At 64.3% G+C, this 13,400-nt stretch carries 9 protein-coding genes; all 9 read left to right on the top strand.

Annotation, left to right across the window (positions count from 1 at the left end; translation table 11 throughout):
• The first annotated feature begins 618 nt into the window (after positions 1–618).
• The 9 genes from miaB to glyS all read left to right on the top strand — a co-directional run bounded on the left by miaB (position 619) and on the right by glyS (position 13,392).
• A complete protein-coding gene (miaB, locus tag F2P45_RS07250) occupies positions 619–1,980 on the top strand; it encodes a tRNA (N6-isopentenyl adenosine(37)-C2)-methylthiotransferase MiaB (RefSeq protein WP_166872049.1) in 1,362 nt (453 codons plus the stop codon).
• Complete coding sequence (locus F2P45_RS07245) at positions 1,977–3,026, top strand: PhoH family protein (RefSeq protein ID WP_166872046.1); 1,050 nt, start codon at positions 1,977–1,979, stop codon at positions 3,024–3,026. The genes miaB and F2P45_RS07245 overlap by 4 nt, the downstream gene beginning before the upstream one ends.
• A complete protein-coding gene (gene ybeY, locus F2P45_RS07240) occupies positions 3,010–3,474 on the top strand; it encodes an rRNA maturation RNase YbeY (RefSeq protein WP_166872043.1) in 465 nt (154 codons plus the stop codon). Before F2P45_RS07245 ends, ybeY begins: the two co-directional genes overlap by 17 nt.
• A 151-nt stretch (positions 3,475–3,625) precedes the next feature.
• Complete coding sequence (locus F2P45_RS07235) at positions 3,626–5,920, top strand: hypothetical protein (protein WP_166872040.1); 2,295 nt, start codon at positions 3,626–3,628, stop codon at positions 5,918–5,920.
• A 406-nt stretch (positions 5,921–6,326) separates the two neighbouring features.
• Entirely contained in the window at positions 6,327–7,853 is a 1,527-nt protein-coding gene (locus F2P45_RS07230) for an NAD(P)/FAD-dependent oxidoreductase (RefSeq protein ID WP_441295244.1), read from the top strand.
• Positions 7,837–8,715, top strand: a complete 879-nt coding sequence (locus tag F2P45_RS07225) for a CorC family transporter (RefSeq protein WP_166872036.1) — start codon at positions 7,837–7,839, stop codon at positions 8,713–8,715. The genes F2P45_RS07230 and F2P45_RS07225 overlap by 17 nt, the downstream gene beginning before the upstream one ends.
• Entirely contained in the window at positions 8,715–10,271 is a 1,557-nt protein-coding gene (lnt, locus tag F2P45_RS07220; RefSeq protein WP_166872033.1) for an apolipoprotein N-acyltransferase, read from the top strand. The genes F2P45_RS07225 and lnt overlap by 1 nt, the downstream gene beginning before the upstream one ends.
• 104 nt (positions 10,272–10,375) lie before the next feature.
• Positions 10,376–11,287: a glycine--tRNA ligase subunit alpha gene (gene glyQ, locus F2P45_RS07215; protein WP_166872030.1), complete on the top strand. Its 912-nt coding sequence runs from the start codon at positions 10,376–10,378 to the stop codon at positions 11,285–11,287.
• Between the two features lie 17 nt (positions 11,288–11,304).
• On the top strand, positions 11,305–13,392 hold the full coding sequence (glyS, locus tag F2P45_RS07210) for a glycine--tRNA ligase subunit beta (RefSeq protein ID WP_166872380.1): 2,088 nt from the start codon (positions 11,305–11,307) through the stop codon (positions 13,390–13,392).
• Positions 13,393–13,400: the final 8 nt, after the last annotated feature.

Raw genomic sequence — 13,400 nt, 5'->3', positions numbered from 1 at the left:
ATTTTACCTCGTGGTGAGTGGTTGAAATAATGCCGTTACGAACTATGTTAAAGACCCATACGCGTCTTAATAAGTTCCCGGAAAATCGCCCTTGAGCGTGATTAAACAGAACAAATCTGATAACTGGCTTAAAAGCGCGCTTCCGGATCGTATGCGCTCTGCGCTACTCACTTCCAACGCACTTGAAACTCCAAACACATTATTAGACTCATATGCAATAAGTACAACTTATCTTTACATAAGTGACATTGTTTGAAATCAAGCTAACCGCCAGAAAGCTTGTCACATCGTCATTTCAACACAGCGAGATAAATTGTGGCGCACGCAAGAACATTTATTGTCCTCAGTCCGGCCACAGAATTCCCTCGGAACTCATTGATTTACAAGAAGAAATAGGTGGTGTGCAATTAAGCAATTGTGAAACATTTCTGACGGAAACTTTTCCGGACTACATGGAAGAGTGACGGACGGCTAGTTCGACCGTTGACACGCCGCAATGGCGGGAGTGCAACATGCGTCCCGTGGCGCCTGCCGTCGCGAACATGGCCGCACCCGCTGATTTACGATAAACTGGCAACCCCGCCTGAAACCAGGCTGCAGCGCCACGTTGATCATTCCATGCAGAAAAAAGTCTTCATCAAAACCTTCGGTTGCCAAATGAACGAGTACGACTCGGACAAGATGGCCGACGTGCTCGGCGCCTCCGACGGTCTGGTTCGCACCGACACGCCGGAAGACGCCGATGTGATTTTGCTCAACACCTGCTCGGTCCGTGAAAAAGCGCAAGAAAAAGTCTTTTCCGACCTTGGCCGCCTGCGCGAGCTCAAGCTGGCGCGCCCCGACCTGCTGATCGGCGTCGGCGGTTGTGTTGCCTCACAAGAAGGCGCAGCCATCGTCAAGCGCGCCCCGTATGTCGACATGGTGTTCGGCCCGCAAACCCTGCACCGCCTGCCGCAGATGATGCGCGAACGGCGCGCCAGCGGCGACGCCCAGGTCGACATCAGCTTCCCCGAAATCGAAAAATTCGACCACCTGCCGCCGGCCAAGGTCGACGGCGCCTCGGCCTTCGTGTCGATCATGGAAGGCTGCAGCAAATACTGCAGCTACTGCGTGGTGCCGTACACGCGCGGCGAAGAAGTCTCGCGCCGCTTTGAAGACGTGCTGACCGAAGTCGCCGGCCTGGCCGCCCAGGGCGTGAAAGAAATCACCCTGCTCGGCCAGAACGTGAACGCCTTCCGCGGCGTGATGGAAGGCGGCGAGATCGCCGACTTCGCCCTGCTGCTCGAATACGTGGCCGACATTCCCGGCATCGAACGGATCCGCTTCGTCACCAGCCATCCGAAAGAATTCACCCAGCGCCTGATCGACGCCTACGCCAAGATCCCGCAGCTGGTCGACCATCTGTACCTGCCGGCCCAGCATGGCGCCGACAATGTACTCGCCGCCATGAAGCGCGGCTACACCGGCCTCGAATACAAGTCGATCATCCGCCGCATCCGCGCGGTGCGTCCGAACATGTCGATTTCGTCCGACTTCATCGTCGGCTTCCCGGGCGAGACCCAGGCCGACTTCGACGCCATGATGAAACTGATCGCGGACGTCGGTTTCGACACCAGCTACAGCTTCATCTTCAGCAAGCGCCCCGGCACCCCGGCCGCCAACCTGGCCGACGACACGGCGCACGAGGTCAAGCTGGCGCGCCTGCAGCAGCTGCAGGCCGCGATCGACGCCAACACGCGCAAGTACAGCGCCGCCATGGTCGGCACCGTGCAGCGCATCCTGGTCGAAGGTCCGTCGGTCAAGAACGCCGCCGAACTGCAGGGCCGCACCGAAAACAACCGGGTCGTCAATTTCGAGCCCGGCATGAATGCGAGCGCGCTGATCGGCCAGATGGCCGACGTGCGCATCACCGAGAGTTTTAACTACACCCTGCGCGGCGAACTCGTTGCGCGCGGTGACACTTTAGCCTGCGCCAGTTGAAAACCAAGACACCTATCCAGCCTCATTACTTCATCCCCGAACCGCTCGACAACACGCGGCTTGCCCACCTGTGCGGACCGCTCGACGAGAACCTGCGCCAGATCTCGTCGGCGCTCGACGTGACCATTTTCCGGCGCGGCGAAAAATTCATCGTCAGCGGCCATAACGCCGAACACGCGGTCCAGATCCTGGAACGCTTCTACGCGGTCGCCAACAAGATTGTCCCGATCGAGGAAGTGCAACTGGCGCTGGTCGAACAGCGCTCCGGCCTGCACAGCCAGCAAAGCCCGGACAGCACCCCGACCGAAGCGCTGCCCGACATCGAGATCAACAGCCCCACGCTCAAGACGCGCCGCCACGACCTGCGCGGACGCACGCCGCACCAGATCCAGTACCTGCGCTCGATCCTGGAGCACGACATCAGCTTCGGCGTCGGTCCCGCCGGTACCGGCAAGACCTACCTGGCGGTGGCGTGCGCGGTCGACGCCCTTGAGCGCGACGCCGTCAAGCGCATCATCCTGACCCGTCCCGCGGTGGAAGCGGGCGAGCGCCTGGGCTTCCTGCCGGGCGACCTGACGCAAAAGATCGACCCGTACCTGCGCCCTTTGTACGACGCGCTGTACGACCTGCTCGGTTTCGACCGCACCCAGAAGATGTTCGAGAAACAGGTGATCGAGATCGCCCCGCTGGCCTACATGCGCGGACGCACCCTGAACCACGCGTTCGTGATCCTCGACGAAGCGCAGAACACCACCGTCGAACAGATGAAGATGTTCCTGACCCGGATCGGCTTCGGCAGCAAGGCCGTGGTCACCGGCGACGTCACCCAGGTCGACCTGCACAAGACGCAAAAGAGCGGCTTGAGCGACGCCGTGCATGTGCTCAAGGACGTGCGCGGCATCGCGTTCACCCAGTTCTCCAGCGCCGACGTGGTGCGCCATCCGCTGGTGGCGCGCATTGTCGACGCCTACGAATCGGCCGCCTCGGTCGACGACCTGGCCGCCCTGCCGAAACCTGTTATCGCTAAAAATGTCCGCAAAAAATAAGCTGTCGCTGTCGGTCCAGTATCCCGACCCCCGCCTGCAGGAATCGATCACGCGCCCGAAAGTACGGCGCTGGGTGCAGGCGGCGCTGTTCGCGCCGGCCGAACTGACCATCCGCTTCGTCGACGCCGAAGAAGGCCGCGTGCTCAATCGCGACTACCGCGAAAAGGACTACGCCACCAACGTGCTCACCTTCGCCTACAACGAAGGCGAAGACATCGCCGAGGATGAACCGACCCGCGCCGACATCATCCTCTGCACCGACGTGCTCGAAAAAGAAGCGCTCGAACAGAAAAAGACCGTGGAAGAGCACAGCGCCCACCTGATCGTGCACGGCGTGCTGCACGCGCAAGGCTACGACCACAACGACGACGACGAAGCGACCGAAATGGAGCAGCTCGAACGCGACATCCTCGCCGTGCTGGGCTACCCCGATCCCTACGCGTCCTGAGCGCCGGGCGCCATGCGCGCCTGTCACTTTCTTTCCACAATGCTAACGCTTTGATGGACCCGGAACGGGGCTCTGAAGTACCATACGGCAAATATATAAATCGTATGTACGGTGGCGCGTTGACGTGCCTTTGCACCTTTCCGGGATTTTCGTGACCACATTTCTTTACTTGCAGCGCTTCGTCAACGGCGAGAGCGCTGTCATGCCTTTCGATGTACTGCTTTCCATCCTCGCGCGCCATGGCAAACCCGGACGCGGCGCGCACGACACCGAGATCACCTTCGCCAACGGCCTGGCGGCCGGCGCCACCCTGATCGGCGGGCGCACCGGCGGCGCCCTGTGCGTCGGCTTCGAGCGCCCGCGCTTCGACGCGCCGCTGCGCGCGCTGGTGTGGGAGTGCATGCGCGAGCTCGGCTGCGCCGTGTTCGACGACGCGCTCGAGATGGTCTATACCCCGCTGCGCGGCGCCACCGGCCTGCCGCCGGCGTTGAGCGCCGCCTGCGCCAACGGCGTGCGCCGCGTCGACAGCGCCCAGCAGCTCTGGCCCGACCAGCTCGAAACGCGCTTGCCCGACGAGGTGCCTCCCGGCCTGCCCTGCGCGAATGGCCTGCAGCTGTTCGACGAGGCCGATTTCAGCGCCAGGGAAATGACGATCGACCTGGCGCTGCGGCCCGAAGCCTGCAACGCCGCCACCCTGCGCGTGCTGCGCAACCTCGCCGCGCGCGTCGATGCCGCCGTCGGCGTCAATCCCGGCTACCACCCGTCCTACCGTTTCGTGCACGACGCCAGCGCGCAGCTGTTCCTCGCATCGGAGCCACTGGGCCCGCTGGCGCACAGCGCCGCCATGGTCAGCCCGGGCCCGGGGCTGTCCGCGCACCGTCCCGGCTTTATCGCCGCGCGCGAGATCGATGCCAGCGCCGACGTCGAACAGCGCAAGCTGGTGGCGCTGGCGCGGGACAAATACGGCATCGCGCTCGACGGCGGCGGCGCCAGCATCAACGCGCTGTCCGCCCTGCTCGACAAGCTGCACGCCTGGTATGTGCTCGAACGCGCGAAGCAGCCGGCCAATACCGCCTTCGCCAGTCCGGTCGCCTCCAGCTGGGCGCTGCGCGCCGGCTGCTACCTCGGCTCCGTGCTCGCCAGCCAGATCGGCGGCCAGTGGGGCTACGTCACGCGCGGCCAGCGCCGCCTGACGGTGGTGCGCACCCATCGCGGGCGCGTCTGCCATCCGCACCTGCAGGTGCTCGACCACATCGTCAACGGCGCCCATGACAGCGTGGCGCGCTGGTATGCGCAGCTGGCCGTGAGCGACGCCAGCGCCTGCGCGCGCGCCGACGATATCGCCTGCCGCATTCCGCGCCTGTGCGCGCTGCTGCTCGGGAGCGGCGAGTCCGCCCTGCCGCTGGCCGCGCAACTGGCGCGCGAGCAGCTCGATTACAGCGTCGCCTCGCTGCGCCATCTCGACGCCTGGCTGGCCCAGGTGCGCCAGCAGGGCGCCGCCATCCCCGCGCAAGAACTGGCGCACGCGACCGAGGCGGCCGGCGCCTATCTGGGTGAAGTCGTGCGCGGCGCCACGCCCGACCCCAGCCAGTGGCAGTGGATGAACTACGACGACATGGTGCGCGCCCACCCGGCCTTTGCGCGCCAGCGTGCGCGCGCGCGCGGCTACATGGCTTTTCTCGACAGCGTGGAGCACACCACCTACCCGCTGGCCACCGTCGGCACGCTGCTGGCCGATGCGCGCGCCGAATCGCTGCTGGACTACGCGCGCAAGCTGCTGCCGCAGGCCGCCGACGAGCGCGCAGGCCCGCTGGAGCCAGGCCAGATCGAAGACTGGCCGGCCGACGCCACGATGGAGCAGGCGCTCGAACAGGTCCGCAACGCCATCATGAAGTGGCGCCGCTCGGCCACGCCGGAAGAATACGCGGCCACCTGCGCCGACAACCCGGCCTGGATGGGCAGCGACAGCCTGACCGAGATCTACCGCCGCCAGCACCTGCTGCTGGAAAAAGGCATGGTGGTGTGGGCCTCGCTGGTCCAGGCCAACAAGGCCCTGTTTTCCGAGGGTCCGCACGACATGCCGGCGCTGCTGGCGTACAGCCTCGAGCGCCATTTCGAAGCGCGCCCGCAAGCGCTGCACCGCGTCGCCGTGGAGCTGTTCGGATACAAGGGCAAAGAGGCGCCAGCCGCGCTGCAGCACATCGTCGGCAGCCTGGCCAGCGAACAGCAACGCCCGCAGGACCTGGCGGTGCCCGCCGTGCTCACGCGCCGGCGCGTGATGATTTCCTCCTTCCTGGCGATCCGCAAGCATTTGCCGGCCGACGTGCTGCACGGCGCCTGGTTCCCGCTGCTGACCCACCCCGACACGCTGTGCCTGATGATCGCGCCGCACAAGTTCTGGCCGCCGGAACTGGTCAACGCGTGGAAGTCGGGCGCGATGGCGTAGGCGCGGCTGCCTGCGCCTGATTCCGGCCACTGGCCTGGCGCCGGCTGTTCTTCCTTGAAGGAGATGCTTGATGCACAAAGCACTCAAGATTACTGTTCTTCTGTGGGCCTGGGGATGCTGGGCCTGGACAGCCCGTAGCCTTCAGTGGTTCTGGTTCCCCCTGTCCTTCGTCCCGTACTTGCTGTTGAACGCCTTCGGTCATCACCTTGACAAAAAGAAGGACTAGCCGGCAAGGGCTGGCCAGATCGTCGTCGTACTTTTCGCACGCGCACGCGGCTTGCGGGCCTACATGAACAGGCGACGCCGCTCACCCCCATTTGTATGCCATCGCACTGTGGCATGCGGCACCTTCGGGTCTACTCGGCATTCTCAGCAAGAGGAAAACCAAGACAGGAGCAACCTGCCAATGACAGCAACAAACCAGGCAAGCGCAGTACCCGCGCAGCACGGCACCACATCCGCATGGCTCGCCACCGCAAGCCTTCCCACTTACTCCCCCTTGATGTCGACCGAGCGCGCCGACGTGTGCATGATCGGCGCCGGCATCGCGGGCCTGACCACCGCCTACATGCTCCTGCGCGAAGGCAAATCGGTGGTGGTGCTCGACGCGCTCGGCGTCGGCGCCGGCGAAAGCGGCCGCACCAGCGCGCATTTCTTCCCGCCCGACGAACGCTTTTTCGAGATCGAACGCAGCTTCGGCAGCGACAAGGCCGCGCTGGTGGCCGACACCTACCGCAAGGCCACCGACTGCGTCGAGGCCATCATCCGCACCGAACGCATCGACTGCGAATTCGAACGCGTCGACGGCTACCTGTTCAACCCCGACGGCGCCTGGAACGACATCCTCGAACGCGAATACGCCATCACCACGCGCCTCGGCCTGAACGTGCGCCGTTTCGAACGCGTGCCCGGCCTGCACTTCGACACCGGCCCGTGCCTGCGTTTTTCGCGCCAGGGCCAGTTCCATCCATTGAAATATCTCGACGGGCTGGCACGCGCCATCGAACGCCTGGGCGGGCGCATCCACGACCGCACCCGCGCGCTCGGCCTGCGCGCCGAACAGGGACGCCAGGTGGTCGCGACCGAACATGGCCAGGTCGATGCGGCCGCCGTGGTGGTGGCGAGCAACACGCCCTTCAACGAGCGCGTGGCGATGCATGCCAGGCAGGCCGGCTACCGCACCTACGTGGTGGCGCTGCGCGTGCCCAAGGATGCGCTGCCGCGCGTGCTGATGTGGGATACGGGAGATCCTTACCACTACGTGCGCCTGGCCCCGGCCGGCACTGGCGCCGACCATGAACTGCTGATCGTCGGCGGCCAGGATCACAAGACCGGCCAGGATGCGCATCCGCGGCAGCGCTACGACGAGATCGAGGCGTGGACGCGTCGGCGCTTCCCGATCGCCGGCGAGGTGGCGTACCGCTGGTCGGGCGAGGTGATGGAGCCGTCCGACGGTCTCGCCTTTTTGGGCCGCAACCGGCGCGATCGCGAGCGGCGAAGGCGCCCTGCTGCGCGACGGCGGGCGCTTGCTGGCGGTGTACCGGGGCGAGGATGGCGGGCTGCAGGCGGTATCGGCGGCGTGCACGCACCTGGGCTGCGCGGTGCACTGGAACGCGGGCGGGAAGTCGTGGGACTGCCCGTGCCACGGGTCCAGGTTCGCGCCCGATGGGGAGGTGCTGCACGGGCCGGCCAAACGCGCGCTGGCGGCGGCCACGCTGGAAGGCATCCAGAGTGGAGGAGCGCATCCGGCAGCAGGTCAAGAACGCCGGACCTGAAACGTCTCCCCCGCGAAGGGCCGCCTTGGCGCGGGGGAGACGGAGGATACGTTGTGCCATGGTGGCCGGTTCCGCTCAAAAAACAGGCAACCGCGCTTTTGGTGTATCCTACGCCTATCGCAACAACGGCTCACGCCAACTATGCCAGAGCACCCTAATGACGTCCGCACGGACGCCAAGACCCACCGGTCACTGTTTGAACGCCTGACCGCACTGATCTCTCCCGAGCCCGAAAACCGCGCCGAGCTGCTGGAAGTCCTGCACGACGCCCACGAACGCAACCTGATCGACGCCGATGCGCTGTCCATGATCGAAGGGGTGTTCCAGGTCTCGGACCTGTCCGCGCGCGACATCATGGTCCCGCGCTCGCAGATGGACGTCATCGACATCGGCAAGCCGATCGAGGAATGGATGCCGCAGGTGCTGGAAACAGCCCACTCGCGCTTCCCTGCCATCGAAGGCGAACGCGACAAGGTGATCGGCATCCTGCTGGCCAAGGACTTGCTCCGCTATTACGCCGAAGAAACTTTCGACGTGCGCGAGATGCTGCGTCCCGCCATCTTCATTCCCGAATCGAAACGCCTGAATGTGCTGCTGCGCGATTTCCGCGCCAATCACAATCATATGGCCATCGTCGTCGACGAATACAGCGGCGTTGCCGGCCTGATCACGATTGAAGACGTGCTCGAGCAGATCGTCGGCGACATCGAGGACGAATACGATTTCGATGAAGAAGAAGACAACATTCTGTCGATCAAGGAAGGCCAGTTCGGCCCGCGCTGGCGCATCAAGGCGCTGACCGAGATCAGCCAGTTCAACGAAGAACTCGGCACCAGCCTGCCCGAAGACGATGTCGACACCGTCGGCGGCCTCGTGGCGAGCCACCTCGGCCGCATGCCGCACAAGGGCGACACCTTCGATGTCGCCAATATGCGCTTCGAAGTACTGCGCGCCGACGCCCGCCAGGTGCACGTCTTGCTGGTGGAAAAACTGCCGCTGCCCGAAGACGAACACGATTGATGCTGCGCCGCACGACCGTTCCGCTCGATCCGGCGCTGCGCGCACCCCGCACCACGCTGCTGCCCATGCTGTTCGCCGCCCTCGCGGGAGGATCCAGCGTGCTGGCGTTCGCGCCAATCAGCTGGTGGCCGCTGCAAATCCTCGCGCTCGCCTTCCTGTTCTACCAGATCGGCATGGACACCAATGTGCGCCGCAGCAGCTTGATCGGCTGGGCCTTCGGCTTCGGCTGGTCGGTTGCCGGCATGCACTGGCTGTACATCACCATGAATCGCTTCGGCAACATTCCGGGGCCGATGGCGGTGGCGGCAGTGTGCCTGCTGGGCGCCTACATGGGCTTGTTCGGGGCGTTTGCCAGCGGTTTCTCGACCTGGCTGCGCAAGCGCTGGTCGTTGCCGGTCAGCAGTTTTTTGCTCCTGATAGTGCCCTTCATGTGGGGCTTGTCGGACTGGATGCGCGGCTGGATTTTGACCGGCTTCCCCTGGGTTGCCACCGGCTACGCCCATAACGCCAGCCCGCTCGGCGGCTTTGCTCCCATCGTCGGCGTGTACGGCATCGGCGTGATCGCCGCCGTGTGCGCCAGTTGCATCGTCATGCTGACCCAGCGCGCGCGCTGGCCCGGCCTCGGATTGCTGGGCGCCATCCTCGGCCTCGGCTACGGGCTCACTTTCGTGGCCTGGACCACGCCGCAAGGCATGCCGATCAGCGTGCGCCTGCTCCAGGGCAACGTCGAGCAACAGAAGAAGTTTGATCCGGATCACGTACTGCGTGCGCTGGAGATGTATCGCGGCATGATCACCGCCCAGCCGGCCGACCTGATCGCCCTGCCGGAAACCGCCATCGCCAGCCTGCCCCAGTACCTGCCGCCCGATTACCTGCCTTCGATCCAGAAATACGCCGCCGCCAGCGGCAGCCATGTTCTGTCCGGTATTCCCATGTCCGACGGCCCCGGCAGCTATGCCAACAGCGTGATCGGTTTCAGCCCGTCCGGCCAGGCCTACCGCTACGACAAGCATCACCTGGTGCCGTTCGGCGAGTTCGTCCCGGCCGGCTTTCGCTGGTTCGTCGACATGATGCGCATTCCGCTGGGCGACATGAGCCGTGGCGCCGAAGTCCAGCCGGCGTTTGCCGTCAAGGACCAGCTGGTGCTGCCGAATGTCTGCTACGAAGACGTGTTCGGCGAAGAAATCGCCATGCAGCTGCGCAACATGCCGCGCCCCGCCACCATGCTGCTGAACGTGTCGAACCTGGCCTGGTTCGGCGAATCGGTGGCGATTCCCCAGCATGTGCAGATGTCCCAGATGCGTTCGCTCGAAACCGGGCGTCCGATGCTGCGCGCCACCAACACCGGCGCGACGGTCGTGATCGATGGCCGCGGCAAGATCGTCAATTCCTTGCCGATGTACACCCACGGCATCCTGGCGGCCCAGGTGCAGGGGATGGGCGGCATGACGCCATTCATCCGCATGGGCAATTATTTGTTCCTGCTACTGTCGGCGCTGGCGTTCGGCGTTGCCTGCTTCTCGGGCCGTAACTTTGCAAAAACGCAGCAAACATGACGTTGTCAATCACTTGCCCCCCAGCGTCCCGCTAAAACCCGCTAAAATTGGTCGTTTTAGCAAACTCATTCGTTCGCGCCGTCAGCCGCGCGACAGCCACCAAGATGCTCACATTTCAACAAATTATCCTGACCTTGCAAACCTACTGGGACAAGCAGGGCTGCGCCTTGCTCCAGCCATACGATATGGAAGTCGGCGCGGGCACCTTTCACACAGGCACCTTCCTGCGCGCAATCGGACCGGAACCCTGGCGTGCCGCCTACGTGCAGCCGTCGCGCCGCCCGAAAGATGGCCGTTACGGCGAAAACCCGAACCGCATGCAGCACTACTATCAGTATCAGGTGGTCTTGAAACCGGCGCCGGAAAACATCCTCGACCTGTACCTGGGCTCGCTCAAGGCGCTCGGCCTCGACCTGCAAAAGAACGATGTGCGCTTCGTCGAAGACGACTGGGAAAGCCCGACATTGGGCGCCTGGGGCCTCGGCTGGGAAGTGTGGCTGAACGGCATGGAAGTGACGCAATTCACCTATTTCCAGCAAGTTGGCGGCCTCGACTGCAAACCGGTACTCGGCGAAATCACCTACGGCATCGAACGCCTGGCCATGTACCTGCAGGGCGTCGAAAACGTCTACGACCTGGTCTGGACCGAGTGGGAAGAGAACGGTGTCAAAAAGTCGCTCAGCTACGGCGACGTGTTCCATCAGAACGAGGTCGAGCAATCGACCTATAACTTCGAGCACGCCAACACCGACCTGCTGTTCACCCAGTTCGCCAACCACGAATCGGAAGCCAAGCGCCTGATCGAACTCGAACTGACCCTGCCGGCCTACGAGCAGATCATGAAGGCCTCGCACAGCTTCAACATGCTCGACGCCCGTGGCGCCATTTCGGTCACCGAACGCGCCGCCTACATCGGGCGCGTGCGCACGCTGTCGCGCCTGGTCGCACAAGCCTATTACGACTCGCGCGAAAAGCTGGGATTCCCGATGGCTCCCAAAGCGCCGCTCGCCGCCTGAAAGATAAAAACAGAATGATGACTCAAACTCTCCTCGTCGAACTGCTGACCGAAGAACTGCCGCCGAAAGCGCTGGCCAAACTGGGCGCCGCTTTCGCCGCCGGCATCAACAATGGCTTGAAATCGCGCGACTTCCTGTCCGACGACAGCGTCGCCACCGCCTACGCCTCGCCGCGCCGCCTGGCCGTCTCGATCAGCGGCGTGCGCGCCGTCTCGCCCGATAAATCGGTGCGCGAAAAAGTCCTGCCGGTCAGCGTCGCGCTGGACGCCGACGGCAAGGGTACCGCGCCGCTGGCCAAGAAGCTGGCCGCCCTGGGCGTGCCGGACCTCGATATCAGTACTCTGGAACGCGCCGTCGACGGCAAGGCCGAAAGCCTGTTCTACACCCGTAGCGTGGCTGGCAGCGCGCTGCAAACCGGCCTGCAGGCCGCGCTCGAAGAATCTTGCGCCCGCCTGCCGATTCCAAAGCTCATGAGCTACCAGCGTCCGGATGGCAGCACCGTGCAGTTCGTTCGTCCCGCCCACAAGCTCGTTGCGCTGCATGGCGACGCCGTCGTGCCGTTGACCCTGCTGGGCCTGGCCGCCGGCAATCAAACGCTCGGTCACCGCTTCCTGACCGATGGCGCGGCCCTGACGATTGCGCATGCGGACCAGTACGCGGCCACGCTCGAAGAGGGCGGCAAGGTGATCGCCAACATCGAGGCGCGCAAGGAAAAAATCCGCAGCGCCCTGCTGCAAGCGGCGGGCGCCGACCAGGTGCTGATGCCCGAGTCGCTGCTCGATGAAGTCTCGGCGCTGGTCGAGTGGCCGGTGGTGTACGAATGCCGCTTCGAGGAAGAATTCCTGGCCGTGCCGCAGGAATGCCTGATCCTCACCATGCAGACCAACCAGAAGTACTTTGCGCTGACCGATGCCGGCGGCAAGCTGCGTTCGCGCTTCCTGATCGTGTCGAACATCGCAACCGACGACCCGCGGCACATCATCGGCGGCAACGAGCGCGTGGTGCGTCCGCGCCTGTCCGACGCCAAGTTCTTCTTCGAGCAGGACAAGAAGAAGACGCTGGAATCGCGCCTGCCGCTGCTGGCCAATGTGGTCTACCACAACAAGCTGGGCACCCAGGCCGCGCGCTCGCAGCGCGTGGTGGCCATCGCCACCGACATCGCCCACACCATGGGCTACAACGAACAACTGGCCGCGCGCGGCGCGCAACTGTCCAAGGCCGACCTGCTGACCGACATGGTGGGCGAGTTCCCCGAGCTGCAAGGCATCATGGGCACCTACTACGCACGCCACGACGGCGAGCCGGAAGAAGTGGCGCTGACCGCGACCGAGCACTATCAGCCGCGCTTTGCCGGCGACACCCTGCCATCGACCGACACCGGCACCGCCGTGGCCCTGGCGGACAAGCTCGAAACACTGGTCGGCATCTGGGGCATCGGCCTGCAGCCAACCGGCGAAAAAGATCCGTTCGCGCTGCGCCGCCACGCGCTGGGCGTGCTGCGCATGCTGGTCGAAAAGCGCATGGACGTGTCGATCATCCAGTTGCTCGGTTTTGCCAACGCGCGCTTCGAGGGCATCGCCGGCTTCACCGATCCGGTGCTCGACGTGCGCGCCTTCATGTTCGACCGCCTGCGCGGCGTGCTGCGCGAACGCGGCTTCTCGGCCAACGAAGTCGAAGCGGTGCTCACCTCGCACGTGGACCGCCTGCACGACATCGTCGAACGCCTGGAAGCGGTGCAAGCCTTTGCCGCCCTGCCGGAAAGCGTCACCCTGGCCGAAGCGAACAAGCGCATCACCAACATCCTCAAGAAAAACGGCGCCGTGTCGGAAGCGCCTTCCGAAGCGCTGCTCAAGGAAGACGCCGAACGCACCCTGTTCGCGGCCATTACGCGCGTGCGCCCTGAAATCGACGCGGCCTTTGCGGCGCGCGATTTCGCCGGCACGCTCAAGACACTGGCCCAGCTGCGCGACGACGTCGCCAAGTTCTTCGACGACGTGATGGTGATGGACGAAGACCTGGCGCTGCGCAACAACCGCCTGGCGCTGCTGTCGGTCCTGCACGGCATGATGAACCGCGTCGCCGACATTTCGAAGCTGGCGGCCTAGGAGAGACC

It is taken from the genome of Massilia mucilaginosa, assembly GCF_011682145.1.
GTDB lineage: Bacteria > Pseudomonadota > Gammaproteobacteria > Burkholderiales > Burkholderiaceae_D > Telluria_A > Telluria_A mucilaginosa.
The sequence above is the reverse complement of the archived record's forward strand: the minus strand, read 5'-3'. Positions and strand labels throughout refer to the sequence as shown.